Origin of the sequence: Janthinobacterium sp. SUN211, assembly GCF_030587315.1 — a bacterium.
In the GTDB taxonomy this organism is placed as follows: domain Bacteria; phylum Pseudomonadota; class Gammaproteobacteria; order Burkholderiales; family Burkholderiaceae_D; genus Janthinobacterium; species Janthinobacterium kumbetense.
In genome coordinates this window covers 741,090-767,504 of the sequence record NZ_JAPWIC010000001.1, presented here as the reverse complement: position 1 = coordinate 767,504, position 26,415 = coordinate 741,090, and the positions used below count along the sequence as shown (strand labels likewise).

The 26,415-nt window shown below is 62.6% G+C and carries 29 protein-coding genes; 14 read left to right on the top strand and 15 right to left on the bottom strand.

The window, feature by feature from the left end; translation table 11 throughout:
* Positions 1 to 33 precede the first annotated feature (33 nt).
* A complete protein-coding gene (locus tag O3301_RS03280) occupies positions 34 to 1,380 on the bottom strand; it encodes an MFS transporter (protein ID WP_099667920.1) in 1,347 nt (448 codons plus the stop codon).
* Between the two features lie 217 nt (positions 1,381 to 1,597).
* On the opposite strand from O3301_RS03280, the gene cyoA reads away from it, so the two are divergent.
* From cyoA to O3301_RS03245, 7 genes are all read left to right on the top strand, one after another.
* Entirely contained in the window at positions 1,598 to 2,581 is a 984-nt protein-coding gene (gene cyoA, locus O3301_RS03275) for a ubiquinol oxidase subunit II (RefSeq protein ID WP_251348654.1), read from the top strand.
* An 84-nt stretch (positions 2,582 to 2,665) separates the two neighbouring features.
* Positions 2,666 to 4,669: a cytochrome o ubiquinol oxidase subunit I gene (cyoB, locus tag O3301_RS03270; RefSeq protein ID WP_099667922.1), complete on the top strand. Its 2,004-nt coding sequence runs from the start codon at positions 2,666 to 2,668 to the stop codon at positions 4,667 to 4,669.
* A complete protein-coding gene (cyoC, locus tag O3301_RS03265; RefSeq protein ID WP_289914745.1) occupies positions 4,662 to 5,300 on the top strand; it encodes a cytochrome o ubiquinol oxidase subunit III in 639 nt (212 codons plus the stop codon). The genes cyoB and cyoC overlap by 8 nt, the downstream gene beginning before the upstream one ends.
* Positions 5,297 to 5,683 (top strand): cytochrome o ubiquinol oxidase subunit IV, encoded by a 387-nt coding sequence (cyoD, locus tag O3301_RS03260; protein ID WP_099667923.1) that lies wholly within the window; start codon positions 5,297 to 5,299, stop codon positions 5,681 to 5,683. Before cyoC ends, cyoD begins: the two co-directional genes overlap by 4 nt.
* Entirely contained in the window at positions 5,680 to 6,537 is an 858-nt protein-coding gene (locus O3301_RS03255) for an SURF1 family protein (protein WP_369812165.1), read from the top strand. Before cyoD ends, O3301_RS03255 begins: the two co-directional genes overlap by 4 nt.
* Entirely contained in the window at positions 6,521 to 7,870 is a 1,350-nt protein-coding gene (locus tag O3301_RS03250; protein ID WP_099667925.1) for an ATP-binding protein, read from the top strand. The genes O3301_RS03255 and O3301_RS03250 overlap by 17 nt, the downstream gene beginning before the upstream one ends.
* Positions 7,860 to 8,396 (top strand): response regulator transcription factor, encoded by a 537-nt coding sequence (locus O3301_RS03245; protein WP_034788474.1) that lies wholly within the window; start codon positions 7,860 to 7,862, stop codon positions 8,394 to 8,396. The genes O3301_RS03250 and O3301_RS03245 overlap by 11 nt, the downstream gene beginning before the upstream one ends.
* A gap of 392 nt (positions 8,397 to 8,788) precedes the next feature.
* Here O3301_RS03245 and O3301_RS03240 read toward each other — a convergent pair whose 3' ends face one another.
* From O3301_RS03240 to O3301_RS03175, 14 genes are all read right to left on the bottom strand, one after another.
* The gene (locus O3301_RS03240; RefSeq protein ID WP_305055533.1) at positions 8,789 to 9,550 is read right to left on the bottom strand and encodes a hypothetical protein; all 762 of its coding nucleotides are present in this window, start codon (positions 9,548 to 9,550) and stop codon (positions 8,789 to 8,791) included.
* 258 nt (positions 9,551 to 9,808) lie between these two features.
* Positions 9,809 to 10,036, bottom strand: coding sequence for a hypothetical protein (locus tag O3301_RS03235; protein ID WP_305055532.1), 228 nt, complete (start codon positions 10,034 to 10,036; stop codon positions 9,809 to 9,811).
* 51 nt (positions 10,037 to 10,087) lie between these two features.
* Entirely contained in the window at positions 10,088 to 10,582 is a 495-nt protein-coding gene (locus tag O3301_RS03230) for an N-acetyltransferase (protein WP_305055531.1), read from the bottom strand.
* A gap of 14 nt (positions 10,583 to 10,596) precedes the next feature.
* Entirely contained in the window at positions 10,597 to 10,953 is a 357-nt protein-coding gene (locus tag O3301_RS03225) for a hypothetical protein (protein ID WP_305055530.1), read from the bottom strand.
* 181 nt (positions 10,954 to 11,134) lie between these two features.
* Entirely contained in the window at positions 11,135 to 11,647 is a 513-nt protein-coding gene (locus O3301_RS03220; protein WP_305055529.1) for a GNAT family N-acetyltransferase, read from the bottom strand.
* A complete protein-coding gene (locus O3301_RS03215) occupies positions 11,644 to 12,009 on the bottom strand; it encodes a hypothetical protein (RefSeq protein ID WP_289914767.1) in 366 nt (121 codons plus the stop codon). The genes O3301_RS03220 and O3301_RS03215 overlap by 4 nt, the downstream gene beginning before the upstream one ends.
* A gap of 25 nt (positions 12,010 to 12,034) precedes the next feature.
* Positions 12,035 to 12,835 (bottom strand): phosphonate ABC transporter, permease protein PhnE, encoded by an 801-nt coding sequence (phnE, locus tag O3301_RS03210; protein WP_305055528.1) that lies wholly within the window; start codon positions 12,833 to 12,835, stop codon positions 12,035 to 12,037.
* Positions 12,832 to 13,644, bottom strand: a complete 813-nt coding sequence (locus tag O3301_RS03205; protein WP_251349215.1) for an ABC transporter permease — start codon at positions 13,642 to 13,644, stop codon at positions 12,832 to 12,834. The genes phnE and O3301_RS03205 overlap by 4 nt, the downstream gene beginning before the upstream one ends.
* A gap of 11 nt (positions 13,645 to 13,655) precedes the next feature.
* Positions 13,656 to 14,468 carry a phosphonate ABC transporter ATP-binding protein gene (locus O3301_RS03200; protein ID WP_289904930.1) on the bottom strand — a complete coding sequence of 271 codons (813 nt, stop codon included), beginning with the start codon at positions 14,466 to 14,468 and terminating at the stop codon, positions 13,656 to 13,658.
* Between the two features lie 67 nt (positions 14,469 to 14,535).
* Positions 14,536 to 15,414 (bottom strand): putative selenate ABC transporter substrate-binding protein, encoded by an 879-nt coding sequence (locus O3301_RS03195; RefSeq protein WP_305055527.1) that lies wholly within the window; start codon positions 15,412 to 15,414, stop codon positions 14,536 to 14,538.
* 26 nt (positions 15,415 to 15,440) lie between these two features.
* Positions 15,441 to 16,505 (bottom strand): selenide, water dikinase SelD, encoded by a 1,065-nt coding sequence (selD, locus tag O3301_RS03190; RefSeq protein ID WP_305055526.1) that lies wholly within the window; start codon positions 16,503 to 16,505, stop codon positions 15,441 to 15,443.
* A gap of 45 nt (positions 16,506 to 16,550) precedes the next feature.
* A complete protein-coding gene (gene mnmH / locus O3301_RS03185) occupies positions 16,551 to 17,642 on the bottom strand; it encodes a tRNA 2-selenouridine(34) synthase MnmH (RefSeq protein WP_305055525.1) in 1,092 nt (363 codons plus the stop codon).
* 66 nt (positions 17,643 to 17,708) lie between these two features.
* The gene (locus tag O3301_RS03180; protein ID WP_099667937.1) at positions 17,709 to 18,398 is read right to left on the bottom strand and encodes an LrgB family protein; all 690 of its coding nucleotides are present in this window, start codon (positions 18,396 to 18,398) and stop codon (positions 17,709 to 17,711) included.
* Positions 18,395 to 18,853, bottom strand: coding sequence for a CidA/LrgA family protein (locus O3301_RS03175; protein WP_305055524.1), 459 nt, complete (start codon positions 18,851 to 18,853; stop codon positions 18,395 to 18,397). Before O3301_RS03175 ends, O3301_RS03180 begins: the two co-directional genes overlap by 4 nt.
* 103 nt (positions 18,854 to 18,956) lie before the next feature.
* On the opposite strand from O3301_RS03175, the gene O3301_RS03170 reads away from it, so the two are divergent.
* The 7 genes from O3301_RS03170 (at position 18,957) to O3301_RS03140 (ending at position 26,402) form a co-directional block, all read left to right on the top strand.
* Positions 18,957 to 19,865: a LysR family transcriptional regulator gene (locus O3301_RS03170; protein ID WP_289904936.1), complete on the top strand. Its 909-nt coding sequence runs from the start codon at positions 18,957 to 18,959 to the stop codon at positions 19,863 to 19,865.
* 26 nt (positions 19,866 to 19,891) lie between these two features.
* A complete protein-coding gene (locus tag O3301_RS03165; protein ID WP_289910004.1) occupies positions 19,892 to 20,716 on the top strand; it encodes a glutaminyl-peptide cyclotransferase in 825 nt (274 codons plus the stop codon).
* Positions 20,717 to 20,755: 39 nt separating this feature from the next.
* The gene (locus O3301_RS03160) at positions 20,756 to 21,652 is read left to right on the top strand and encodes a hypothetical protein (protein WP_305055523.1); all 897 of its coding nucleotides are present in this window, start codon (positions 20,756 to 20,758) and stop codon (positions 21,650 to 21,652) included.
* Complete coding sequence (locus O3301_RS03155; protein ID WP_305055522.1) at positions 21,649 to 22,296, top strand: hypothetical protein; 648 nt, start codon at positions 21,649 to 21,651, stop codon at positions 22,294 to 22,296. Before O3301_RS03160 ends, O3301_RS03155 begins: the two co-directional genes overlap by 4 nt.
* A 281-nt stretch (positions 22,297 to 22,577) precedes the next feature.
* On the top strand, positions 22,578 to 24,602 hold the full coding sequence (locus O3301_RS03150; protein ID WP_305055521.1) for a ferritin-like domain-containing protein: 2,025 nt from the start codon (positions 22,578 to 22,580) through the stop codon (positions 24,600 to 24,602).
* Entirely contained in the window at positions 24,602 to 25,528 is a 927-nt protein-coding gene (locus O3301_RS03145) for a DUF692 domain-containing protein (protein WP_305055520.1), read from the top strand. The genes O3301_RS03150 and O3301_RS03145 overlap by 1 nt, the downstream gene beginning before the upstream one ends.
* Positions 25,518 to 26,402 (top strand): DNA-binding domain-containing protein, encoded by an 885-nt coding sequence (locus tag O3301_RS03140; RefSeq protein ID WP_305055519.1) that lies wholly within the window; start codon positions 25,518 to 25,520, stop codon positions 26,400 to 26,402. Before O3301_RS03145 ends, O3301_RS03140 begins: the two co-directional genes overlap by 11 nt.
* Positions 26,403 to 26,415 lie beyond the last annotated feature (13 nt).

Genomic DNA, 26,415 nt, shown 5'->3' with positions numbered 1-26,415 from the left:
AGTGCTGTGCGTACTGCGCACTATATATATATGTCAGTCGCGGATTTCCAGCGCCCGGTTCAGGCTCAGGGCGGCCAGCGAGGCGACGGCGCCCGACAGCAGGTAGAAGCTGACGTAGGCGAGGCCGAAGTTGGCTGACAGGCCCAGCGCCACCAGCGGAGCGAAGCCGGCGCCGACCAGCCAGGCCAGGTCGGACGTCAGGGCCGCGCCCGTATAGCGGAAGCGGGCAGGGAAGTTGGCCGTCACGGCGCCGGCTGCCTGGCCATAGGACAAGCCCAGCAGGCTGAAGCCCACGAGGATGAACACGTCCTGGCCCGTATTGCCGCCACCCATCAGGGTCGGCACGAAGGCGCTGAAGATGGCGATCAGCACGGCCAGTACGCCCAGGGTGGTGCGGCGGCCCACTTTATCGGCCAGCAAGCCGGAAATCACCACGCCGACGGCGGCCAGCACGGCGCCCAGCATCTGGATTTGCAGGAAGTCCGGCGCGGAGCGGGTCTGGTAGACGGAAATCCACGACAGCGGGAACACGGTCACCAGGTGGAACAGCGCATAGCTGGCCAGCGCGGCGAGGGCGCCGATCAGCACGTTGCGGCCCTGGCCGCGGCTCATTTCAAACACGCTCACGGGCTGCAGTTCGCGTTCGTCGAGCAGGCGCGCATATTCATTCGTCGACACCAGGCGCAGACGGGCAAACAGGGCGACCACGTTGATGGCGAAGGCGACATAGAAAGGATAACGCCAGCCCCAATCGAGGAAGTCTTCATCCGTCAGGGTGGTCAGCATGAACCAGAACAGGCCGGCGGCGATCAGGAAGCCGGCGGGCGCGCCCAGCTGGCCCAGCATGGCGTACCATCCCCGCTTGTTTTCCGGCGCGTTCAGGGCCAGCAGCGACGGCAAGCCATCCCACGAACCGCCCAGGGCCACGCCCTGGCCGATGCGCAGCACGGACAGCCAGATGATGGCGGCAAAACCCAGGTGGGAATACGTGGGCAGGAAGGCGATGCCGGCCGTCGACACGCCCAGCAGGAAGAGGGCGAAGGTCAGCTTGGCGCTGCGCCCCATGCGGCGCTGGATCTCCATGAAGATCACGGTGCCGAACGGACGGGCGATGAAGGCGAACGAGAAAATCAGGAACGCATATAAAGTCCCTTCCAGGCGTTCTTCGAATGGGAAGAAGACGCGCGGAAACACCAGCACCGAAGCGATGGCGTAGACAAAGAAGTCAAAGTATTCGGAAGCGCGGCCGATGATCACGCCGACGGCGATCTCACCGGGGTCGATATGCGATTCGACCGTGCCGGCCCCGCTTGCGTCGCGCAGGGAGTGAGGGGAAAAGTCGGCGGGTACATCCCCGCTGTGTATGCGCGTGCTGGACATGATGATCGTCTCCAATATAGTTTCGAGTTCGGCCAACGCGTAACATACCCCGGGTGTCTCACGCCCGGAGTAGGACTATTCAATAGATAGCTGTAGGAAAACTCCGCAACTACCGAGTGAAAATCCGAGCAAGGGGTAGGACAAAACGTCCAATTGCCAACGCGCTCCAGTGAGAATACAGTACCATATCTTCATCCCCTGTACTGGACTTTCCTGTATGTTTTCATTAAAAGTTCGTCGCGGACTGCTTCTTTTACCTCTCGCATTGTTGGCTGGTTGCAATACGGTGGTACTGAATCCGTCCGGAGACATCGCAGTTCAGCAAGGCAATCTGATTGTCATCTCGACATTGCTGATGCTGTTGATTATCGTTCCGGTAATCGCCCTGACCCTGCTTTTCGCATGGCGCTATAGAAAAAACAACACCGCGGCCAAATACGAGCCGGACTGGGACCACTCGACTCGCCTCGAGCTGATCATCTGGGGCGCGCCCCTGCTGATCATCATCGTGCTGGGCCTGCTGACCTGGATCAGCACCCACACCCTCGATCCTTATCGTCCGCTGAGCCGTATCGACGCCAACCGTCCGATTCCTGCCAGCCACAAGCCGATGATCGTCGAAGTCGTGGCGCTGGACTGGAAATGGCTGTTCATCTATCCGGAGCAAGGCATCGCTTCTGTGAATGAACTGTACGCGCCAGTCGATCGTCCGATCCGCTTCAAGATCACCGCGTCGTCCGTCATGAACTCGTTCTTCATCCCCGCACTGGCAGGTCAGATCTACGCCATGCCGGGCATGGAAACCCAGTTGAATGCCGTCATCAACAAGCCTGGCGTCTACAAGGGCTTTTCCGCCAACTACAGCGGTGCCGGTTTCTCGGGCATGCGTTTCAAGTTCCACGGCGTGAATGATGCGGACTTCGACAAATGGGTGGAATCGGCACGTGCCGGTGGCGGCGCGCTGAACCGCGACGACTACCTGTCGCTGGCCCAGCCTAGCGAGCGCGACCCGGTCCGCCGCTACAGCGCCGTCCCTAGCGATCTGTACAAGGCAATCTTGAACCGCACCATCGTTTCCGACGCTCTGTGCGTGACGCCGGTCGAGCCATACAAATTGACGATGGCAAATAGCCCGGTAGCGGCCGTAACGGCAGTAGTCGCTAGCGATGCAGTAGTTGAAAAGGGCGTTCAAGCCAAGTAACGACTGCATGAATCCCGCAGCGCATTGCGCTGCAGATACTGGCGCCGCTTGCCTGGCGCCTCCCTTTTTTCTCTGAGAGTAACAATGCTAGACCATATTGATCTGACGAAGCTTATATTCGGCCGTCTGACTTGGGATGCAATTCCATTTCACGAACCTATCCTGCTGGCGACCTTTGCAATGGTCGCCCTGGGCGGTATCGCACTCGTTGCGGCACTGACGTATTTCCGCGTCTGGGGTACCCTGTGGCGCGACTGGATCACCAGTATCGACCATAAAAAAATCGGTATCATGTACATGATCCTGGGCCTGGTCATGCTGCTGCGCGGCTTTGCCGACGCGCTCATGATGCGCACCCAGCAGGCAATCGCCTTTGGCGACAATGCCGGCTTCCTGCCACCGCATCACTACGACCAGATCTTCACCGCCCACGGCGTGATCATGATCTTCTTCGTCGCGATGCCTTTCGTGACGGGTCTGATGAACTACGTGGTGCCGCTGCAAATCGGCGCGCGCGACGTGGCTTTCCCTTTCCTTAACAACTTCAGCTTCTGGATGACCACCATGGGCGCCGCCCTGGTCATGGCTTCGCTGTTCGTCGGCGAATTCGCCCGCACGGGCTGGCTGGCGTATCCACCGCTGTCGGGCATCGTCGGCAGTCCGGACGTGGGGGTAGACTATTACATATGGTCCTTGCAGATTGCCGGGGTCGGGACGCTATTGTCCGGCGTCAACCTGATCGCCACCATCGTCAAGATGCGCGCGCCTGGCATGACCTGGATGAAAATGCCGGTCTTCACCTGGACCGCACTGTGCACCAACATCCTGATCGTCGCCGCCTTCCCGGTGCTGACGGCCGTGCTGGCCATGCTGTCGCTGGACCGTGTTGCAGGCTTTAACTTCTTCACGACGGAACTGGGCGGCAACGCCATGATGTACGTCAACCTGATCTGGATCTGGGGTCACCCAGAGGTGTACATCCTGATCCTGCCGCTGTTCGGCGTGTTCTCGGAAGTCGTTGCCACCTTCAGCAGCAAGCGCCTGTTCGGCTACGCTTCGATGGTGTACGCCACCTGCGTCATCATGATCCTGTCGTACCTGGTATGGCTGCATCACTTCTTCACCATGGGTTCGGGCGCCAGCGTCAACTCCTTCTTCGGCATCACGACGATGATCATCTCGATCCCGACGGGCGCGAAGATCTTCAACTGGCTGTTTACCATGTACCGCGGCCGTATCCGTTTTGAGTTGCCCATGCTGTGGACGATCGGCTTCATGGTCACCTTCACCATCGGCGGCATGACCGGCGTATTGCTGGCCGTACCACCAGCGGACTTCGTGCTGCACAACAGCCTGTTCCTGATCGCCCACTTCCATAACGTGATTATCGGCGGCGTGGTCTTCGGTGTCTTCGCGGCAATTAACTACTGGTACCCGAAAGCCTTCGGTTACAAGCTCGACGCGTTCTGGGGCAAGTGCTCGTTCTGGTTCTGGTTCGTCGGCTTCTACCTGGCCTTCATGCCGCTGTACGTGCTGGGCCTGATGGGCGTGACCCGTCGTGTCAACCACTTTGAAGATCCATCGCTGCAAATCTGGACCATCATCGCCTGGTTTGGCGCCGTCTCGATCGCACTGGGCATCGCGTCCATGCTGATCCAGTTCTTCGTCAGCTACCGCAACCGTCACGCCCTGCGCGACGTGACCGGCGACCCATGGGGCGGCCGTACGCTGGAATGGTCGACGTCGTCGCCACCGCCAGACTATAATTTCGCCTTCACGCCGCAAGTGCACGAACTCGATGCATGGACTGACATGAAGAAACACGGTTACCAGCGTCCGACGTCCGGTTTCACGAAGATCCACATGCCGAAGAACACCTGGGCTGGTTTCGTGATCGCCGCACTGTCCGCACTGGTCGGTTTTGGCCTGATCTGGCAAATGTGGCTCGTCGCCAGCGTTGGCTTCGTGATCATGATGATTACCATCATCGTCCATACCTTTAACTACAAGCGCGATTACTACATTCCTGCGGAAGAAGTGGTCCGTACCGAAGACGCTTATACTAAATTGCTGAGCAGCCATGTCTGATACCATCGCCCATAACACCGGCGCCGCTGGCGCCGCACCAAGCCCGCGCAGCTACTTTGTGCGCGAGCACCACCCGGAAAACGGCAGCCTGCTGGGTTTCTGGCTCTACCTGATGAGCGATTGCCTGATCTTCGCCTGTCTGTTCGCCACGTACGCCGTGGTCGGCCGCAGCTACGCGGACGGCCCGACGGGCGCCGCGCTGTTCGACCTGCCGCTGGTGGCCGTCAACACGGCCATGCTGCTGCTGTCGTCGATCACCTACGGCTTCGCCATGCTGACCATGCAGCGCAAGCAATTGCGCAGCACCCTGGTCTGGCTGGGCATCACGGGCCTGTTCGGCCTGGCCTTCCTGTCGCTGGAAATGTATGAATTCATTCATCTGATCCACGAAGGCGCCGGTCCGCAGCGCAGCGCGTTCCTGTCGTCGTTCTTCGCCCTGGTCGGTACCCACGGCTTGCACGTGACGTTCGGCGTGATCTGGCTCGTGACCTTGATGTTCCAGTTGAACAAGCATGGTCTGACCCCGGAAAACGGCCGTCGCATGATGTGCCTGTCGCTGTTCTGGCATTTCCTGGACGTCATCTGGATCGGCGTCTTCACCTTTGTCTACCTGATGGGAGTGCTGCCATGAGCGACCACCACACACACGGCGATAGCCACCACCATGACGATCACGATCATGGCAGCCTGAAAAGCTATACCATCGGCTTCATCCTGTCGGTGATTCTGACGGCCATTCCGTTCTGGCTGGTGATGACGAAAGCCATCACCAACTCGGGCACCATGGGCCTGGTCCTGCTGGCGTTCGCGGCTGTTCAAGTCGTGGTGCACATGGTGTACTTCCTGCACATGAACACCAAGTCCGAAGGCGGCTGGAACATGATGGCGCTGATCTTCACGATCATGATCGTGGGTATTGCCATGGCCGGTTCCCTGTGGGTCATGTACCACATGAACCACAACATGATGCCGGATCTGATGCCTGAGTACATGCATACGAAAACGGCTCCATGATGAGTAATACGCGCCCAAGCAACACCGGGCGCGCCCCTGGCGCCGCATCGCAAGATGCCGCGCCAGGCCCACGCGGCATGGCTGTGCATTATTCAAAAATTGCACTGGCCTTGCTGGCGGGGATCTTATTTGCCGGTTTCTGTGCCCTGGGCACCTGGCAAGTCAAGCGCCTGTTCTGGAAGCTTGACCTGATCGAGCGCGTCGAACAACGCGTACATGCGCCCGCAACGGACGCACCTGGACCCGCAGCCTGGGCCAGTGTCACGCAGCAAACGGATGAATACCGCCATGTGCGACTCTCCGGTACGTATCTCCCCATTTTCAATACCCTGGTGCAAGCAACGACGGCACTGGGCAGCGGTTACTGGCTGGTGACGCCCTTGCGCCTGGCCGATGGCAGCACCGTGCTGATCAACCGCGGCTTCGTGCCGAAACGCGAAGGCATCGCCGCCGGCACGCCGGCCGGCATCGTCCACGTGGACGGCTTGCTGCGCGTCAGCGAGACGGGCGGCGGTTTCCTGCGCGAAAACAGTCCTGCCACGCAGCACTGGTATTCGCGCGACGTGGCCGCCATCGGCGCCTCGCACATGCTGAGCAACGTGGCGCCATACTTCGTTGATGCGAAGGCAAAGTCGGAAACGGCTGCCGACGCCCCCGTCGGCGGACTGACCGTGATTTCCTTCCACAACAGCCACCTCGTGTACGCCTTGACGTGGTTCACCCTGGCCTTGATGGTAGCCGGTATCAGCTGGTGGATCGTGCGCGAAGACAAACGTCGCCGCGCGCGCAAGGCCAGCTTGTCCCAACAGCACCTTGATCTATCGCAAGAAAGCGACCATGCCGGGCAGGATTGAGATCCTGCCCAACCGCGAGGTGCTAGAACGCGGTGCGGTGGCGGCCGAGATGGAACATCCGGCCGGCCACCAGAACATGAAGCTGCTGATCCAGCTGCGCTGGCTGGCCGTGATCGGCCAGATCAGCACGATCTTCGGCGTGGGCGTGGGACTGGGCATCGCCTTGCCCGTGCCCTACATGCTCGAAGTGCTGTCCTGCCTCATCGCTTTTAATTTAGCCAGCCTGCTGCGCTGGCACGAACGCCAGCCCGTGTCCAACACGGCCCTGTTCCTCGCTCTGCTGGTCGACGTCACCGTGCTGACGGCCCAGCTCTACCTGAGCGGCGGCATCAGCAACCCGTTTGCCTTCCTGTACCTGCTGCAAGTCATCCTCAGCGCCGTCCTGCTGGAAGTATGGTCGACCTGGATCATGGTGGCCATCACCAGCCTGTGCCTGGCCGGCCTGGCCTTGCTGCCCGGGCCCCTGATCCTGCCGATCGACCCGGAGCGGGGCTTTTCCAGCCTGTACGTGCAAGGCTTGCTGATCTGTTTCATCCTGAACGCCGCCTTGCTGGTGGTGTTTATTACGCGCATCAACCGCAACCAGCGCGCCGGCGACGCCAAGGTGGCGGATTTGCGCCAGCGCGCGGCGGAAGAAGAGCACATCATCCGCATGGGCTTGCTGGCTTCCGGCGCCGCGCACGAGCTGGGCACGCCGCTGGCGACCCTGTCTGTCATCCTCGGCGACTGGCGCCGCATGCCGGAATTGAGCAAGAACAGCGAATTGCTGGAAGAAATCACGGAAATGCAGGCGCAATTGCAGCGCTGCAAGAGCATCGTCAGCGGCATCTTGCTGTCGGCGGGCGAGGCGCGCGGCGAATCGTCCGTGAAAACGACGATCAACACCTTCCTCAACGATCTGGTCGACGAGTGGCGCACCAGCCGCCCGATCCAGGATTTCGAGTACGATAACCGCATCGAGCACGATGTGCCCGTCGTCTTCGATTCGACCCTGAAACAAACCATCTGCAATGTGCTCGACAATGCGCTGGAAGCGTCGCCCGACTGGCTGCGCTTCGAAGCGACGCGCGAAGCGGATGCCTTGCACCTGGTCATCACCGATGCGGGTCCCGGCTTCGAGCCGTCGATGCTGACGCACCTGGGCAAACCGTATCAAAGCAGCAAGGGCAAGCCCGGCGGCGGCCTCGGCCTGTTCCTCGTGGTAAATGTCGCGCGTACCTTGGGCGGTACGGTGACGGCGCGCAACAGGGTGCAGGGCGGGGCGGTGGTGCACCTGGCCTTGCCGCTGGCGGCCATCAAACTGGAAAGAGAAAGCGACCACCATGCAGGATGACCGTCTGTTACTGATCGTGGAAGACGACGCCGCGTTTGCCCGCACCCTGGGCCGCTCGTTCGAACGGCGCGGCTACCAGGTCATCCTGGCCACCAATTTCGACGAGGCGAGCGCCTTGCTGGAACAGCATTGCCCCGACTACGCCGTCGTCGATTTAAAACTCAACGGCAATACGTCAGGCCTGGCTTGCGTGCAGATGCTGCACCAGCACGACCCGGAGATGCTGATCGTCGTGCTCACCGGTTACGCCAGCATCGGCACGGCCGTGGAAGCCATCAAGCTGGGCGCCTGCCAGTACCTGGCGAAACCGTCGAACACGGACGACATCGAAGCGGCCTTCGGCCACGTGGCCGGCAACGCCGACATCGAACTGACGAACCGCGCCACCAACATCAAGACCCTGGAATGGGAACGCATCCACGAAATGCTGGCCGAGACGGATTTCAATATCTCGGAAACGGCGAGAAGGTTGGGCATGCACCGGCGCACCCTGGCGCGCAAGCTGGAAAAGCAGCGGGTAAAATAGGCAGGCATCCCGCAGCTTTGGCCCGCCACCGTATGGCACATCAGTTGGAGTCATTCTTGGCAAGGATATTAATCCACACCATGACGATACCGCAGAGTGACAGAACGAATCCCAGATATATCAGGAAAAATCCGAAAGATTCGGATAAATATTTGATCGTCAAATACCCAATTATCCCAGTCAGGAAACCAAAAAATCCAATTTTGTGGCCTTTGGATTTTTTACTTTGCATGATGTAATTCCCTGAATATTGATAAAACCATTTTCAAGCTCCTGTTGATGATGTTTTATGCAAGTCCTGCGCAACGTACGGAACCATGTTTCAGTGCACATTCTGCGCCTGAATATGCGGGCTGCTCTCCAGTTGCGCCCATGTCGGCAGGAACAAAACCTTATTTCTCGTCTTCAAACGTCAGTGCGAGCACGCTGTCGTCGCTCCAGTCCTGTTCCCGCAGCGGCGGCGTGAACGACGAACCGCTGAAGGGCACGGGCGCGCTCTTGCCATTAAAACTGATCGTCGCAGCCGTAATGCGCCGCGGCTCGGAAAAGCTGTAGGTGCCCTTTTGCGACACGAAATTGCACGGGCCGCCCAATGCGCTCATCGTGGTACGCATCGCAAACGGCAAGGTTTCCTTGTCGATGGCCCAATGCACTTCGCACGCCAGCCGCAGGTCGCCCAGGCGGCGCAGCGTGTCGCTGGTGGCCGCGCTCCTGACGTAGGGTATCCACCTGACCGACCCCGCCTTGCGGTTGACGGTCAGCTCGGCCTTCTCATACAGAGGACCCTGTTCCACAGGCAAGCTGAAGATATTGCGCTCTCCCAGCGGTATCGCCATACCCGCCTCGTCGCTTTCCAGCCGCAGCGCGATGGCATGCATGTCGACATCCGCACGGCGCGGCTCCAGGATGAAGCGCAATTCAGCGCCAGGCGCCAGACCGTGTTTTTCCTCGAAGCGTTTCACCCCCTTGAGCATGGCACTGTAGGGTTTCCAATCCGGATCCCGGATGCCTTTGACATTGACGGACGCCGCCGCAGCGGGTTCAATTTGTTCCACGACCTGTTCCACGGCCGTCGCCACGGCTTGTTCTACATCAGCCTGGGCGTGGACGGCGCCGCCGCATGCACACAGCAGAAGTCCGGCGATTGCACGCATATTCATCCTGTTCATTTGCCTCTCACGTCATTGTTTATCAAGTCAGAGCAGTCTGTTTTTCCTGCCCATTCAAGGAAACATAAGTGTAGAAAAGAATGGCGATGAATGGGGGTTTTTAGGACAGAGTGTCAATCTGGAGCAATGGAATGCTTGAATCAGCTGTTTTTTTAGCGGCATTGGGGAAAGAAAGCAACGTTGTGCCGATGCCGCGTCGATACGCGTATCTGCCATGAATGATTTACTCGCTAAAACACTGTATTACGTCAATGCCATCAACAGGCCGGAAGCGATGACTATCGCAGCAAACAGGGCGACGGCAAAGCGATTATGCGGCAACGCTCTCGCCGGCGGGTAGTGGCCCAGCGTGAGTAGTCGTAGTATTGCCCAGCCCGGCCAATAGAACAGCTTTTCAATGACCGTTCCTAACAGGTTATAGATCAGCAGACGAACGATCCAGACGATGGCGTCAAAAATCCAGTCAAACACGACTCATCCTCGGGGGGGCGCAAGAATGGCCGCTACGCGCAGTGATCGAACTCATGCCACCGCCAGCCATTCCATTTTCTGCACGCGGATATGGGGATGGCTTTCCAGCGCTTCCCATTCCGGTAAAAAGACAAAGCCCTGTTTCTGGTAAAACGCGGCCGCGCGCGCATTTTCCGGTGCGACGTCGAGCACCAGCCGCGCGTGGCCATTGCCGACGGCGCATCGTTTCACGGCCTCGACCAGCTCTTGTGCCACGGCCTGGCCCCGGTATGGCTGCGCCACCCACATGGCGATCAGGTGGCATTCGCCATTGCCGGCCACCACTTGCGCGGCCAGGCCGATGGGTTGTTCTGCGTCAAAGGCGAGGAAAAACGTGCGCTGCGGCGTGCTGACGGCGCGCTGCTGCCAGTCGGCGTCCGAAAAAGCGGCCGCGCTGGCGTGGCTGGCGCCAAAGGCCGTGGGGGCGTCAAGCAGGGCGGCCAGGCGCGTGGATTTCAGCGCCGGCCAGTCGGCGGCGCCGGTGGGGCGGATGAGGATGTGATTCAAGTCTGCGACATTCCTTAACTGGTGGGCGCGTCCGTGGACGAGGAAATCTTTCTGTACGCTTCCGCCAGCATCGTGACGGTCGCTACGTCGTTCACGCTGCGCGCCTCGATGACTGTCTCGCCCGTAGCGATGGTGATGTTGCCGTTCGCATAGCTGGCGGGAAAGCGCCGTTCGACGATCTTGTTGGTGAGGACATTGCGCGCATAGCGCAGCGCCACGAGCCGCTCGCCTTCCTGCTTGATGACGACATAGTTCGGGACGGTGGTGCGTTCCAGTTTCCAGGTGCCGATAAAGTCTTCGACAGGGGCGGCGCTGGCGTTGGTGAGCAGCCCGCAGCAGGCGGTGGTAATACCAAAAAACAATTTTTTCATGGTGCCGGCAATTCCATGCAAGGGTGGCCCGCATAGGCGGGAAAGACGTCCGTCATGCTTGAATGGCGTGGCGCGCGTCCATGGGTGGCGCCAGTCATTTAAGTATTTGGCAATATTAACAGCATCAATGCCTTGCCGGTGTCCGTGCATGCTGCAGTGTTGTATGCGCGTAAGACTTTGCCTAGCTGTTGGCCTCGAACGCGCGGTGGTAGGTCACGTTGCCTGTTGGTAAGGGGCCCGCCAGATGCAGTGTCTGGAAATACTCGGCCGGCACACCCGGCAAGACCAAGGCAGCGTCCGCGCGGAAGCCGAAACGCCCGTAATACCGTGGCTCGCCCAGCACCACGCAGCCGGCCGCGCCCAGCTGGCGCAAGTCGTCCAGCAATTGCCCGATGAGCTGGCTGCCCACGCCCTGTTGCTGATGGCCAGGGGCAACGGAAACGGGACCCAGCCCATACCAGCGCGGCGTGCCGTCGCTGATACTGACGGGGGAAGCGGCCACATGGCCGATGATGGCGCCTTCCAGTTCGGCCACCAGCGACACGCTCAGGGCACCCGCGTCGCGCAAGGCCTTGACGATGAACTGTTCCGTATGGTCCGTGTGTTCCGCATGCAGAAAGGCGTCGCGCGTGATGCGGTCGATGGCGTCGACGTCGGCCGCGGTTTCCTTGCGAATGATCAACGCTTGTGTCATGACTGGTCCCACACTTCGATGGTCAGCAGTTGCCCGGCCTGGCAGGCGGCGACGCGTTCCCGGTGCACGGTAATGCTGCCGGGCCAGCCTGTCAGCCGATCCTGTGGGAATTCGTCCTCCTGCGCCTCGGCAATGCCCGCCTGCAGCAGGGGCGCGATGACGTCCGCCGAAGCCGTGTAGCGGTTGGGAAAACCGTTCGACGACAGCTGGGTCGCCTTGCCTTGTGTGCACAGCTGCGCGATCCAGTCGGCGCCGAACAGGCCCGCTTCCCAAGTGGCGAGAAACGCGTCCTTGTTGATTTTCGTCATGTCGGCCAGCTGTTCCGGCGTTTCTGTCGAGATAATGGTCCACCAGCCTGACATGGGCTATCCTTGCGAAAAGTGAAAATTAACGGGTCATGGCGCGGCGCAGCAGGTAGCTGAGGCCATCGACGGCGGCCACCATCAGCAGCATGGCGACGATGACGGTGGCGGCATTCTGCATCTGGAACAGCGACAGATGGTATTTCAGCATCTGCCCCAGGCCACCCGCACCGACGACGCCGAGAATGGCGGCGGCGCGGATATTGTTTTCCCAGCGGTACAGGGTATAGGACATCATTTGCGGGCTGCATTGCGGCAAGGTCGCATACAGGAACGCCACGGCAGGGCGCGCGCCGTTGATGCGCAAGGTGGCGGCCGGCAAGGGCGGGCAATTTTCGAAGGCGTCGGCAAACAAGCGGCCCAGCACGCCCACCGTGTGCAGGGCCAGCGCCAGGGTGCCCGCGAACGGGCCCAGGCCGGCGGCGATCAGTAAAATTGACGCCCATACCAGTTCCGGGATCGAGCGCAGCACATTCAACACGCCGCGCGTCGCGTTGCGCGCCACGGTGCCGAAGCGCCCGCTGGCGGGCAGGGCCAGCAGCGCGCCGAATACGGCCGCGATGACCGTGCCGATGGCCGACATGGCCAGGGTTTCGAACGTGGCCACACCGACCTTCATCAGGAAGGGGCCGGCCAGCTCGGGCGGGGCGAAGCCGTGCAGGAAGTCGGCGCTCGTGCGCACGGCGTCCGCGCTGAAGAACTCGCCCCATTTCAGGGGCAGGGTGGCGAAGCTGGCGATGACCAGCAGCAACAAACCGGCCAGCAAGGCCCAGGTGGACCAACGGACAGGCTCGGAAACAGGCAGCATGGACGTGTCGCTCTTCATGCCAGCCTCCGGCGCAGCATGGCGGAGACGGCGTCGGCGCCCGCTACCAGCAGCACGAAGACCATCAGCATGGTGGCCAGTTCGCTGCCCGCCATCATCTTCATCGATTCATCCATGCGCTGGCCCAGGCCGCCCGCGCCGACAAAGCCCATGACGACGGAGCCGCGGATCGCGCATTCCCAGCGGTAAATCGTATACGACACCAGTTCGGCGGCCGATTCGGGCAGGGCGCCGTACAGCAAGGCTTTCAGGCGGCCGCTGCCGTTGTGCAATAGCGCGTTGCAGGCGGACGCATCCGACGATTCGAGGATTTCCGCGTACACCTTGCCCAGCATGCCGCAATAGGTGAGGGCGATGGCGATCACGCCCGCCGTCGGCCCCAGTCCCACGATACGCACCAATAACAAGGCCCACACGAGTTCCGGCACGCTGCGCAGCAGCACCAGCAAGGCGCGGACCGCGTGGCGCAGGGCGGCGGCCAGGGGCGCCACCCGGCCGGAACCGAGGCGCGAAATCGACAATCGTTCCGTCACCAGCAAGGTCAGGGGGATGGCGCCCAGCATGGCCAGCGCCATGCCGGCCGTGGCCATGGCGATGGTTTCCCAGCTGGAAATGGCCACCAGTTGCAGGAATTCCAGCGAATGGGCGGGCGGCACGAAGCTGGCAAGGAATTGCCAGGTGGCCGCCAAGCTTTGCGCATCCCATAAAATCCACGGCTTGAACTCGGCCTGCACCAGCATCGGCCACAGCACGAGCAGCACGATGGCGGCGCCGGTCAGGCGGCCGCGCCAGGCGGGGTCGCGCGGCATGGCGGTGCTCGTCAGCAAAGGGGCCTCGCGGCGTCCAGCTGCATTTCCACGGCCTCGAACTGCGGTGCCGTATCGGCCTTATTGCGGTACAGTTCGGCGATCATGGCGTCGCTGACCTGGGCGCCGGGCAAGTCGAAGACGATCTTGCCGTCGCGCAAGGCGACGATGCGCGTAAAGCAGGCGCGGGCGATTTCCACCTGGTGCAGGCTGCAGATCAGGGTGGCGTTGCGCGCCGTTGCTTCCGCTTGCAGCACGTGGATCGTCTGCAAGGCGAGCGTGGGGTCGAGCGCGGACAGCGGTTCGTCGACGAGGAACACTTGCGCATCCGACACGAGCGCGCGGGCCATGCCGCAGCGCTGGCGTTCGCCGCCGGACAGGCGGTCGACGCGCGCATACAGCTTATCCTGCAGGTTGAATTTACCTAAAGCTTCCCACGCGGCGCGCGGGTCGACGGGCGCCAGCAGCGAACGGATGGCCGTCCACAAGCTCCATTGGGGCAAGCGGCCCGCCAGCACGGCGTTGACGACGCGCTGGCGCGGCGGCAAGGGCGGCGTTTGCGGCGCCAGGAACAGGCGCGCGCGCAAGGCGTGGCGCTCGGCGCTGCCGATTTGCCAGGGAGAAATGCCCAGGATGTCCAAGGTGCCGGATTCGGGACGCAGCGCGCACGCCAAGGTGTGCAGCAGGCTGGTCTTGCCGGCGCCGGACGGGCCGATCAGGGCGATCTGCTCACCCTGGGCCACGTCCAGGTCCAGGTCGCGCAGGGCCAGCGCATTGCCGGCGGCGCCCGCGTGGTGGACGCTGACCTTGTGAAGTTGGAATGTCATGCGAGATTTCGGTGTGGGGGAGTGTGCCGGATGCGTCCGCAGGACGCCATCCGGCAAGTTTCAGCAGTTACTTCAACAACTTGGCATCGCGCGCAGCCGCTTCGATATCCTTGTAGTTCTCGGCCTTGGTCGGGATGAACTTGGTGGCGCGCTGCAGGTCGAGGATTTCCTTGCCTTCGGCCGTCGATGGGTCCAGCGCCAGGAAGGCGTCCGTCAGCTTCTTGCGCACGACGGGGTTCATGTCGGCGCGCACGCTCCAGTTGTAATCGTAGTAGCCTGGCGTCGTGTAGAACACGCGCACCTTGCTTGGATCGACCTTTTTCGATTCGACGAGCTTTTCCCACACGGAAATGTTCAAGGTGCCTGCATCGACCTTGCCGCCGGCCACAGCCGCCACGGTGGCGTCATGCGCGCCGGAAAACGCGATGCGCTTCATGTCCGTGTCCGGGTTGATCTTGGCGGCCAGCAAGTAGTAGCGTGGCATCAAGTGACCCGAGGTCGACGATTCCGAGCCGAACGTGAAATTCTTGCCCTTCAGGTCGGACAATTGATTGATGTCCTTGCTGGTGGTCACAAATACCGAGCGGAACTTCGTGTCTTCCTCGCGCTGCACCAGGGGCACGATCTTGCCGCCGCTGCGCACGTTCGCTTGCACGAAGGTAAAACCGCCGAACCAGACCATGTCGAGCTTGTTATTGATCAAGCCTTCGACGGATGCCGCGTAATCGGTGACGGGCGTAAATTCCACCTTCATGCCCAGCTTTTTCTCCAAGTAGCTGCCCAGCGGCTTGAACTTGCGCTGCAATTCCGTCGGCGCTTCGTCGGGGATGGCGGAGACGCGCAGCACTTGCTGCGCTTGCGCCAGGCCGCTGTGGATGGCCAGGGTGGCGGCGACGGTGGCCAGGATGGCGGGGAACTTGCTAAATGAGTTCGAGAATGTGGTCATGGGACTGCCTTTGCAAAAAATATTCATTAGATTACGGAAACCCCGGTACTGCCTTCCTGCATCTCGCCGATGACGACGGCGTCGCCAAAGCCTTCGGCGCGGAAAATCGCCAGCACTTGCTCGACGGCTTCCGGCGCGCAGGCCACCAGCAGGGGGCCGGCCGTTTGCGGGTCCGTCAAAATGGCCTTGTCGATGGCGCTCAGGCTGTCGTCCAGCGCCACTTGCGCGCCATAGCCCTGCCAGTTGCGGTTCGAGGCGCCCGTGATGTTGCCGTTTTGCGCCAGTTGCTGCACTTGCGGCAGCAGCGGCACGTCGTCCATGGCGATGCGCGCCTGCAACTTGGCGCCGCGCGCCAGTTCCAGGGTGTGGCCCAGCAAGCCGAAGCCCGTCACATCCGTCAGCGCATGCACGCCGTCCAGCAGGGCCAGTTTCTTGCCCGGGGTATTCAATTTGGTGGTGTTGTCGATTAAAGAAGCGTAGCCATCCGCGTCCAGCGCGTTCTTTTTCAGCGCGGCCGACAAGATGCCCACGCCGATCGGCTTGCCCAATACCAGCTTGTCGCCGGCGCGCGCGCCCGCGTTGCGCTTCACTTGCGACGGGTGGACCAGGCCCAGCACGACCAAGCCATAGATCGGTTCGACGGAATCGATGGTGTGGCCGCCCGCGATGGGGATGCCGGCCTGGGCGCAGATGGTTTCGCCGCCTTTCAAGATGAGACCGATGGTTTCCACGGGCAGCTTGTTGATCGGCATGCCGACCAGGGCCAGCGCCATGATGGGCGTGCCGCCCATGGCGTACACGTCGGAAATGGCGTTGGTGGCGGCGATGCGGCCGAAGTCGAACGGATCGTCGACGATGGGCATGAAGAAATCCGTCGTGGCGATCAGCGCCTGCTCGTCGTTGAGCTGGTAGACGGCGGCGTCATCCGAGGTTTCTATGCCAACCAGTAATTCCTTCGGCAGGGGAAAGCCGCCGCTGCCCTTTAAAATGTCGGCCAGCACGCCCGGCGCGATTTTGCAGCCGCAGCCGCCGCCATGGGCAAATTCGGTCAATCGGATGGGGGTATTGGGTGTTGCTGCGCTATCGGACATGGTCGTCATCCTGCTCAAAAAGGTCATCAAAAGCTGCGCCGGCGCTTACGCGGCGCTGGCGGCACGGTGTTCGCCGACGATAGCACATAATGCGCGCGCGGCTTGCTCAAAGGCATGTTCTGAAATGTCGGGCAAGGCCAGCGGCATCGCCTGGGCGTAGCGGCTGAAGTTGCGGGCGATCGATTGCCGGTAGACGGGGTCGTAATGCTGCACCAGCAACTCTTCCACCAGTTCGGCCATGCGGCCGGAAGTGGCCAGCTGCTGCCAGTGGGTAATTTTCTCCTTGCCATGCAGTTGCGTCAACAGGGCCAGCTGCACGTTCAGGCGCGCCGCATCGCCGACGAAATGCTCATAGTCCTGCATCAGCAATTGCACGCGCTGCTCCGTGGCCAGCCGCACGTCCGTGCAGGCGGCCGCGCGCATCTTGTCCATCAGCGCATCGGGCACGCGCAAACGGCCCACTTTCTTGCTTTCCGATTCGATGAAGACGGGGAGTTGCGGGTCGAAATGGCGCAGTTGCTGCCACAGCGCGCTTTCAAACGCTTTTTGCGCCGGCTGGTCCGCCTCGGGCAAGCCGCCCAGCACGGAGCCGCGGTGGGCCGCCAGGTCTTCCAGGTCGATCACTTGCGCGCCTTGCCTGTCCAGCACTTGCAGCAAACGGCTCTTGCCGCTGCCCGTGGGGCCGCACAGCACGTTGATGAAGTCGAAGCGTTCGGGCAGGGTGGCCAGCTCGGCATTCACGTGGCGGCGGTAATCCTTGTAGCCGCCTTCGAGCTGCGTGACGGGCCAGCCGATGCGCGCCAGGATATGCGCCATAGCGCCGCTGCGGTTGCCGCCGCGCCAGCAGTACACGAGGGGTTTCCAGTGCTGCGGGTGGCCGAGGAAACCGTCTTCGATATGTTGCGCGATGTTCCTGGCGATCAGCGCCGCTCCCAGCTTCTTCGCCTCGAAGGCGCTGGTCTGTTTATATAGGGTACCGACGCGCACGCGCTGCTCGTCGTCCAGCACGGGTAGGTTGATGGCGCCGGGCAAGTGGTCTTCCGCGAACTCGGACGGACTGCGCACGTCGATGATGGCATCGAATTCATTCAGGCGCGGCAGGATGTCGCTGAAGGGAAGCACTGCAGGGTATTTCATCGTGGCGCGGCTGCTTGGAATGGGGAAAGACGTATTATCCCCGATAAACGTCTTCCCCGTGGACCGTTAGCCCAACAATCTGCCCAGCAATGGCGCCAGCAATACGGTCACGACGCCCGAGAAAATCATCGTCAGGCTGGCTACGGCGCCTTCTTCCGTGCCCACCCGGCGCGCCACGGACAATCCAAAACCGTGCGCGGCCGCGCCATACGGGGCGCCACGGGCGATACGCATGCGCAAGGGCAGCAGTTTCAAGAGCGGTTTGCCCAGCATCAAGCCGAACAAGCCCGTCATCACGACGAAGATGCCCGTCAGCTGGGCCGAACCGCCCATGTGGCGCGACGCTTCCAGCGCGAACGGCGTCGACACGGAACGGGCCAGCAGGCTGCGCGCCATGTCGCCATGCACGCCCAGCAACCGGTCCAGCAGCAGGGTGGCGGCCACCGAGGCAACGATGCCGGCGCAGCTGCCCAGCGACAGGGCCAGCCAGTGTTTGCGGATCAGCTTGCGTTCCTGGAAGATGGGCAGCGCAAACGCGATGGTGGCCGGGCCCAGCAGCCACGGCAGCCAGCGCGTTTCGCCGAAATACGTGGCGAACGGCGTCGATGTCGCCTGCACGATGACGATCAATATCGCCGAGGTGCAGATGGCGGGCGTGAGCAGGAAATGCGGATGGCGGCGGTGCAGCGCCTGGTTGGCGTAGAACAGCACCAGGGTCAGCAGCAAAAACAGCAGCGACAACAGCAGGGTATTCATGCCGCCGTCCTTGCGGCGCGCCGGCGCAGCAGTTTCTGCAGGCGCAACTTGCGCTCATAGCGGCACACCCATTCCACCGTCAACGCCGTGGTCAGCATCACGCTGGCAAAGCCCAGGCCGATATTTACGAACAGCATCAGACCTTGCGACTTCAACAGTTGCGTAAATTGCACCACGGACACGACCAGCGGAATGAAGAACAGCAGCATGTTGGCCAGCAGCCAGTTCGCGCCCAGTTCGATGGCGGCTGGCCGCACCCAACCCGCCAGCAGCAGGGCCACCAGTACGAACAGACCCACGACGCCGCCGGAAAACGGCAGGTGCAGGGCGGCAGCTGCTTCATCGGCCAGCCACCAGGCGGCGATCAGCACGCCCACTTGCCACACGGTCTGTGCGGGCTGGCGCCAGGCAGGGATGGCGGGCAGGGCGGTGGTGGAACAGTGCAAGGCTTTCACGGCAGGCTTTCAAACGGCAGGGGGAAGTTTTCATTGTAGAGACCCCACATCAAAAGATAAAATGACTTAAACTCATGAAAATCATTCGATATTGGAATGCATCATGGATATCCGCTCACTGCGCTACTTCGTCGAAGTGGTGGAACAGAACAGTTTTACGCGCGCGGCCGCCAGGCTGCACGTGACGCAACCGACAGTGAGCAAGATGATTGCCCAGCTGGAACAGTCGCTGGACCTGGCCTTGCTGGACCGCGCCGGCAAGCGTTTTACCTTGACGGACGCGGGCAAGGTGGTGCTGTCGCGCGCGCATACATTGCTGGCCCTGCACGCGGAACTGAAGGTGGAGTTGCGCGACCTGCAACATCTGGAACGGGGAGAATTACGGGTCGGCGTGTCGCCGCAAACCCATTCCACCCTGGCGCCGTGGCTGGCCGAGTACCACCAGCGCTATCCGGGCATCGAGCTGAAAATGTATGAAAGCGGCACGCAAGCGATCGAGCGCGACTTGCGCACGGGCACGGTGGAGCTGGGCACCATGCTCGACTATCCGGGCAATGCGGCCACCTGGCAAGATTTTGAAGCCTTGCCCCTCGTGCGCTCGCCGCTGTGCCTGCTGGCCGCGCCCGGCTCGCCGTGGCAGGGACGTTCTTCCGTGGCCTTGGCCGAACTGGCCGACAGTCCCTTCATTTTCTATGGCGCCGCATTTGCCCTGAACGATATCGTGCTGGACGCCTGCCAGCGCGCCGGTTTCGCCCCGCGCATCACGGGCCGCAGCGGCCAGTGGGACTTTATTGCCTCGCTGGTGCGGCTGGGCGTGGGCATCTGCCTGCTGCCGAAGATGTATTGCGACACCCTGGAACCGTCGCAGTTTGCCGTCATTCCCCTGGCTGGCCCGCCCGTGGAATGGAATCTGATGCTGGCCTGGCGCCGCGGCGGACGGCTGTCGTTTGCCGCCCGCGCCTGGCTGGAGCTCGTCAGGGCGCGCATGACGGACGCGGCACGTTTACAATAGGCGCTCGCCAACTTCCGTCTGACCAGATGAACATCAACGCCAAGGTTACAGCCAAAATCAAACGCACGGCCGGCTCGCTGCTGCTGGGATTGTTATGCACCGTGGGCCTGATGAGCGAAATGGGCTACGCCCAGGCCGCCATTCCCGTGTATGGCTATTTCGTCAAGAATACCTATCCGCACGACCCCCAGGCGTTTACCCAGGGTTTGCTGTTCAAGGATGGCCATCTGTATGAAAGCACGGGCCAGAACGGCCAGTCGTCCTTGCGCAAGGTGGAATTGACGACGGGCAAGGTGCTGCAGAAAAGCATGCTGGACAAGAATGTGTTTGGCGAAGGCATCACGGACGTGGGCGATGAAATCCTGGGACTGACGTGGATTTCGCAAACGGGCTATGTGTTCGACCAGAAAACGTTCAAGCTCAAGCGCAAATTCAGCTACCAGGGCGAAGGCTGGGGCTTGGCCAGCGATGGTCATTTCGTCTACATGAGCGACGGCACGGCCGCCATCCGCGTGCTCAATCCGAAAACCCTGGCCGAGGTCCGCCGCTTCGAGGTGAAGGCGGAAGGCCGCCCCATCGAGCGCCTGAACGAACTGGAAATGGTCGACGGGCAATTGTTTGCCAATGTGTGGGGCGCGGACGTGATCGCGCGCATCGACCCGGCCAGCGGCAAGGTCGTCGGCTGGATCGACCTGACGGGCTTGCTGCCGCCCGAGCAGCGGGGCACGGCCAATCCCGACGCCGTGCTCAACGGAATCGCCTGGGATGCGCGCGGCAAGCGTTTGTTTGTCACGGGGAAACTGTGGCCCAAGCTGTTCGAGATCGAGCTGATCGAAATCCAGCGCCACTGATGTTTCCTATCGGACAGTGTTGCTAGCGAAGAATCGTCTATGATGCTGTTCCTTCGCCCCGTGCGACTCTTGCAGGATGCCATGCTGTCCCTTCCTTTATGCCGCCTGGCGGCCGCCGCCAGCTTGCTGGCCGCCGTCTTGCCCGCCGTGCAGGCGCAAACGCCATACGTGCCGGTGATGCAGCAATACGGCGACTTTGTCGTCACGCGCGACCGCCACGACCCGCTCGTCAACTTGTCTTTCCGTAAGCACGGCTATTGGCCCGGCGGCGCGCGCGAAGTGGTGGAAGTGCGTCCCCTGAAGGCCAGGCGCGAAGGCCAGCCCATGCTGCTGGCCTTTACCAAGGGCTATACGGGCCAGGGCACGATATTGATCGGCGTGCAGAACGGCGTACCGCTGATGCGCCCCGTCAGTTCTTTGCGGCGCGACGACATGGTGCGCACGGAGCGCGACCCCGAATGGGGCGTGCCGCAGCCGGGCCGCAGCGAAATACTGCTGTTTGCCCGCGACGGCCGCGCGCTCGACACGGACACGGGCGAGTTGCTGTGGTTTGACATGCCGGGCATCGTCACCGGCGATTACGCGCCCGCCATGCTGGTCTCCGTCTCGCCCGACGGGCGGCGCGGCGCCTATCTGGCCCGCAGGGCGACCAGCGTGGAGGTCGTCGTCGCCACGCGCGACGACGGCGTGGCCGGCGTCCTGGCCTTGCCGCCCGACACCTATCAACGGTGGCTGAAGCCCTTGTCGCAGGCCGCTGCCGAACAGGCGGGCGCCGCCATCAAGGCGCGCCAGGGCCGCACGGATTCGAACCGCATCCAGCGCGAGCTGGAACTGGCCTGGTTCGGCCAGCAATTTCAATGGAAACAGGGCAAGAACGGCTTGCAGGTGACGGGGTTGGGCCTCATTTCCGCGCCGCCCGAGGGGGAACAGCCATGAGCATACCTGGACTGATCGTCGGCTGCTTCGCCGCCTCCGCGCTGGCCGGCTGCGTGCACGGGGAAATATTCGCCCAGGATTATCTGGCGCAAGACATTGACAAGCAACAAGCCTTGCTGGAACTGGACGTGGTCTTCGGGCAAGCACCCGATGACAAGCTGACGTCGCGCGTAACGGCCCGCAATACCGTGGAATACACGGGCGCGCCGCATATCGTCGTGCCGTTTTACCAGAAGGGCCTCGGCTTCGACCAGGGGTTTGCCGGCACCTACATGTTTGCCGTGCCCTATCCGATCGCCAAGGTCGAAACGGCCACGGCCAGCAGTCGCGTCTTCGGCCAGAAACTTGACGGCCAGCAGCAGGGCAGCCCGCGCTACCGCTTCCGCGTGCCTGGCAAGGCGCAGTGGAATAGCAATGAAACCTTCATGCTGGGCTTTGAGCGCAAGGGCCGCCGCGAAGAAATCACTTTCCGTTTCAGCAACGAGCAAAGCTGCCCGTCCGCCTTCCTGGCCACCACGCCAAAATACGGTTTCCACATCAAGGTGGTCGCCACGTTCAAGGATGACAAAGGCTGCCTGAAAGTGTGCGACAGCCGCGACCAGTGGCCCGGCTTTTGCGCCTTCCAGCCGCCGCCCGGCGCCTGACTATCACCATGCAAGCCACGCGCCGGCGTTTGCCGGCGCGCCGCTTATACACGCGCGCGTTTTGCCGATTCTATTCAATTGTCATCGAATGATCGCCTGAAACGCCTATTTTCACGGCGTAAGGGCGGTGATATTGACGCAGGTCAATGTCTGGATCGGCGCATAAATCTTGCCGCAAAAGTATCTTTCTCAGGCGTATGATTTCTGTGCCGTGATCGGCGCACGCAGATGGCGCGGCGCGGCCCGATATCCGAAACGCATCCTTCCTGTGGAGATACAGAATGAAAATGCCCGTTTTAGGAAGCACCCAGCCCGCCATCACCAGGCGTCCGCTCGACATGCTGGACACCGACAAGGCCGCCGTGCGCGCCATCGCCCAGGCGGCCGTCAGCGTCGAACTGTTCACCATTCCCCTGTACATGGCCACCATGTATTCGATCCAGGGTACGCACCAGATCAACTCGAAAGGCATCACGTATTACGAAGGCCGCCAGTGGCCGGGCATGGGCACCACGGCCCGGCCCGAACTGGCGGAGCAAAAGGCCTTCAATATCATCTTCAGCGTTTTCATCCAGGAAATGCTGCACCTGCAGATGGCGGCCAACCTGGCCACGGCCATCGGCACGGCGCCATGCTTCACGGGTTCGGAGCTGCAATCGCAGGACCACGGCTGGACCTGCTATGGCAAGAGCTGCACGGTGATCCCGCACATCGTCGACTTGCAGGACACGTCCGGCTACCGCCACGTGCGCGTCAACCTGGAAGAGCTGAACGCCAACCAGTGCGACCTGTTCCTCGCCATCGAGCAGCCGGAGGAGCAGGCCCGCGCCCAGCTGGCCGAGTTCGACAAGCACAACCACACCAAATATTTCCCCGAGGTACCGTTCGTGGGCTGGACGCCGGGCAAGCACGTGCATGATCTGCCCCTGTTCGGCACCATCGGCTACATGTACGAATGCTATGCGCGCTACATCGGCATCGAATACGCGGATGGCCAGACCCTGTGGCAAAAGCTGTTCGTCAACGGCTCGGTGCAGCAAGACATGTTCAATAGCCAGGTGCAGGGCCATGCGCGGGCGGAATTTCCCAAGTTCGACACCTGTTTCGGCCCGCAAGACCAGGATGGCGGCCAGACGGGCTCGTTCAACAAGGCCATCGACATGATGGCGGCCATCACGGACCAGGGCGAGGGCAGCGCAACGGCCATTCAGCGCTACCGCCGCGACGCGGCGCAGCGCCTGATGGCCGTGCAACCCGACTACCGCGAAGACCTGGCCGCCCTGAAGTGCGATTATCCGTCCTACGCGAACAATGGCAAGGATGCCGAATCGCGCGACGCGCAAGCGCGCCACGACAGCGCCCCGTTCGACCACTACGAGCGTTTTGGCCAGGTGAAGGCCATGCTGCCCGTAAAAACCTGGGCCGGCTGGCACCAGGAAGGGGGACGCTGGAGCGAGGCCATGCTGACCAACGAGCGCTACAACCCGGCCACCGCGCCCAAGAATATCCCGGCGCCGGCGGCCGTGGCGGGCGCCCTGAACCGCCTGAAGGATAGCAGCGGCACCTTGGGGATGCTGAGCACGGTCGCCACGGGCGCCATCTATGGCATCACTTCCGTGCTGGACAAGTACTGGCTGAACCAGGACCTGGACTTCCCGTATCCGTCGATGGTGGGCGCGGGCGACCGCATGGCCATCTGCTGGGCCGTGCTGGGCCAGGCGCCGAACCTGGCAACGGGCGTGCCGCTGGCCGAGAAAAGCGTGCTGTACCACGCCTGCCAGGGCATGCACCTGGAGGGCGAAGCGTCGTCCACCTGCGCCGCACTGGCCGTCTACCATACTTGCCGCGGCTCCAACGGCTGCCACGCCCAGGGCGGCTGCGGCTTTGCCCAGGCCGACACGGGCGGCTCGTCCTGCGGCCACTCGGTCAAGCTGGCCGCGTCGCCTGGCACGCCGTGCTATGTGCCGCCACCGCCGCCGCAGCCCGACAAGGTCTACAGCGCGCCCAGCGACAACAAATGCGGGGGCTTCGGCGGCTGCGCCGTGCCGATTTCGGCCTCGCAGCTGTATCCGAACACCTCGGGCAAGGAACCGCCCGAGCCCGCCACAATGACCCTGTACGATTTCGGCCCCGCGCCCGACCACCGCAGCATTCCGCTGGGCCAGAGCATGAGCTTTGCGCTGCGCGATAATGTCTACGACAAGGCCTGGGAAGCCTACGGCAAGGTGATGGCGGCGCGCGGCACGCCGGTGGGGGCGCCGCCGCCGCCCACCGACCTGCGCCTGGCCTTGCCGCCGTCGACCTGATGCGGGCCACGCACGGGGTGCCGCCACGCCTGGGCTTGCCGAACCTGGGCCTGGGCGTGGGGCTGCGCCCGCCGCACTACGAACACATCCTGCGCCACGGGCCGCAGGTGGACTGGTTCGAGATCATCAGCGAGAACTTCATCGACAACCACGGCTATGCGCGCCATGTGCTCGAGCAGGTGGCGGCGCAGGTGCCCATCGTCATGCATGGCGTCTCGCTGTCGATCGGCAGCATCGATCCGCTCAATCTCGGCTACCTGCGCAAGCTGCGCCAGCTGGCCGGCGAGCTCCGGCCCGCGTGGATTTCCGACCACCTGTGCTGGACGGGCGCCGCCTCGCTCAACAGCCACGACTTGCTGCCGCTGCCGCTGGACGAGGCCAGCCTGCGCCACGTGGCGGGACGCGTGCGGCAAGTGCAGGAATTCCTGGGCCGTCCCCTGGTCCTGGAAAACCCCAGCACCTACGTGGAATTTGCCCAGTCCAGCATGCCGGAATGGGAATTCCTGGGCCGCCTGGCCGAGGACACGGGGTGCGGACTCTTGCTTGACGTCAACAATGTCCACGTCAGCGCACATAACCACGGCTATGACGCGGCCGCCTACATCCGCCAGTTGCCGCACGCGCACATCGTGCAGATCCACCTGGCCGGCCCTACCGTCTGCGGCGCCGTGCTCATCGACACCCACGACGCACCCGTGCCGGCCGCCGTCTGGCGCCTGTATGCGCTGGCGCAGCGGCTGACGGGCGGCGTATCGGCCCTGCTGGAATGGGATGCCGGCATTCCCCCGTATCCGCAGTTGCTGGCCGAGCTCGACAAGGCGCGCGCGGCCGAACGGGGGGAATTCGCGGATGCGGCGCCCGCCACGGCTGCCGCCGCCGTGTCCGCGCCGCTGGGCTTTCACCTGGAGGCGGCCCATGCGCCATAGCGCGTCCGGGGACGAGGAGCGGGACGGCGGCGCCCGCGCACCGCTGGCGCAATTGCAGGCGTGGTTCCTGACGGCGATGACGGCGCCGGGCGGCGCTGCGCGCGGCGTCCAGCTGGCCAGCGAGCGCCATGGCTTGACGCAGGAGCAAGTATTGAAACGGGCCAGGGGCGCGCCGGCGCCGCTGCATATCCATGCGGATGGCTATGTGCTGCGCCTGCTCGAATGCCTGCAAGCCGACTATCCCGTCTTGCGCAAGGTCATGGGCGACGAGCTGTTCGCCTTCTTTGCCCGCGCCTATGTCTGGCGCCACCCGTCCGCCTCCGCGACCTTGTACGACCTGGGCGGCGGTTTTGCCGATTTCCTCGCCGCCAGCCAGCGTGCCGCCGGCGCGCAAGGGGCGGCCTTGCGCTTTCCCGTGGAACTGGCGCAGCTGGAGCGGGCGCGCAGCGAGGCGGGCAGGGCGCCGGGCCTGGAAAAGCTGGCGCCGCCCATGCTGCCTTCCGGATTGGACTTGCTATTAGGAAATACACCTGCCTGGCGCCTGGCGCCGTGCACCCGGTTGCTGGCCTTGTCGTTTCCCCTGTGCGACTACTGGCAACGGGCGCAGGCCGCACCCGGCGACGCCGTGCCGGCCCAGCCGGAGGCAAGTCCCGCCTTTGTCGCCATTACGCGCATGCATTACCGGCTTGTCATGCAAGAGTTGCAGCCCTGGCAATTTTACTGGCTGCAAGCGCTGGCCGGCGGCGCGCCGCTGGCGCAGTGCGCGCGGCAGGCGGCGCAGTCCAGCGGCATGGCGCCGGACGAGGTGCTGGCCGACGCCATGCTGTGGCTGCCCATGGCGGCCGCGGCCGGACTGGTCGCCTGCGATGTCTGAACAACAAGCGGCG

Coding starts and splice junctions, on each gene's coding strand:
- O3301_RS03280 (WP_099667920.1), bottom strand. CDS start 1,380: ATGTCCAGCACGCGCATACACAGCGGGGATGTACCCGCCGACTTTTCC.
- cyoA (WP_251348654.1), top strand. CDS start 1,598: ATGTTTTCATTAAAAGTTCGTCGCGGACTGCTTCTTTTACCTCTCGCA.
- cyoB (WP_099667922.1), top strand. CDS start 2,666: ATGCTAGACCATATTGATCTGACGAAGCTTATATTCGGCCGTCTGACT.
- cyoC (WP_289914745.1), top strand. CDS start 4,662: ATGTCTGATACCATCGCCCATAACACCGGCGCCGCTGGCGCCGCACCA.
- cyoD (WP_099667923.1), top strand. CDS start 5,297: ATGAGCGACCACCACACACACGGCGATAGCCACCACCATGACGATCAC.
- O3301_RS03255 (WP_369812165.1), top strand. CDS start 5,680: ATGATGAGTAATACGCGCCCAAGCAACACCGGGCGCGCCCCTGGCGCC.
- O3301_RS03250 (WP_099667925.1), top strand. CDS start 6,521: ATGCCGGGCAGGATTGAGATCCTGCCCAACCGCGAGGTGCTAGAACGC.
- O3301_RS03245 (WP_034788474.1), top strand. CDS start 7,860: ATGCAGGATGACCGTCTGTTACTGATCGTGGAAGACGACGCCGCGTTT.
- O3301_RS03240 (WP_305055533.1), bottom strand. CDS start 9,550: ATGCGTGCAATCGCCGGACTTCTGCTGTGTGCATGCGGCGGCGCCGTC.
- O3301_RS03225 (WP_305055530.1), bottom strand. CDS start 10,953: ATGAAAAAATTGTTTTTTGGTATTACCACCGCCTGCTGCGGGCTGCTC.
- O3301_RS03220 (WP_305055529.1), bottom strand. CDS start 11,647: ATGACACAAGCGTTGATCATTCGCAAGGAAACCGCGGCCGACGTCGAC.
- O3301_RS03215 (WP_289914767.1), bottom strand. CDS start 12,009: ATGTCAGGCTGGTGGACCATTATCTCGACAGAAACGCCGGAACAGCTG.
- phnE (WP_305055528.1), bottom strand. CDS start 12,835: ATGAAGAGCGACACGTCCATGCTGCCTGTTTCCGAGCCTGTCCGTTGG.
- O3301_RS03205 (WP_251349215.1), bottom strand. CDS start 13,644: ATGCCGCGCGACCCCGCCTGGCGCGGCCGCCTGACCGGCGCCGCCATC.
- O3301_RS03200 (WP_289904930.1), bottom strand. CDS start 14,468: ATGACATTCCAACTTCACAAGGTCAGCGTCCACCACGCGGGCGCCGCC.
- O3301_RS03195 (WP_305055527.1), bottom strand. CDS start 15,414: ATGACCACATTCTCGAACTCATTTAGCAAGTTCCCCGCCATCCTGGCC.
- selD (WP_305055526.1), bottom strand. CDS start 16,505: ATGTCCGATAGCGCAGCAACACCCAATACCCCCATCCGATTGACCGAA.
- mnmH (WP_305055525.1), bottom strand. CDS start 17,642: ATGAAATACCCTGCAGTGCTTCCCTTCAGCGACATCCTGCCGCGCCTG.
- O3301_RS03180 (WP_099667937.1), bottom strand. CDS start 18,398: ATGAATACCCTGCTGTTGTCGCTGCTGTTTTTGCTGCTGACCCTGGTG.
- O3301_RS03170 (WP_289904936.1), top strand. CDS start 18,957: ATGGATATCCGCTCACTGCGCTACTTCGTCGAAGTGGTGGAACAGAAC.
- O3301_RS03165 (WP_289910004.1), top strand. CDS start 19,892: ATGAACATCAACGCCAAGGTTACAGCCAAAATCAAACGCACGGCCGGC.
- O3301_RS03160 (WP_305055523.1), top strand. CDS start 20,756: ATGATGCTGTTCCTTCGCCCCGTGCGACTCTTGCAGGATGCCATGCTG.
- O3301_RS03155 (WP_305055522.1), top strand. CDS start 21,649: ATGAGCATACCTGGACTGATCGTCGGCTGCTTCGCCGCCTCCGCGCTG.
- O3301_RS03150 (WP_305055521.1), top strand. CDS start 22,578: ATGAAAATGCCCGTTTTAGGAAGCACCCAGCCCGCCATCACCAGGCGT.
- O3301_RS03145 (WP_305055520.1), top strand. CDS start 24,602: ATGCGGGCCACGCACGGGGTGCCGCCACGCCTGGGCTTGCCGAACCTG.
- O3301_RS03140 (WP_305055519.1), top strand. CDS start 25,518: ATGCGCCATAGCGCGTCCGGGGACGAGGAGCGGGACGGCGGCGCCCGC.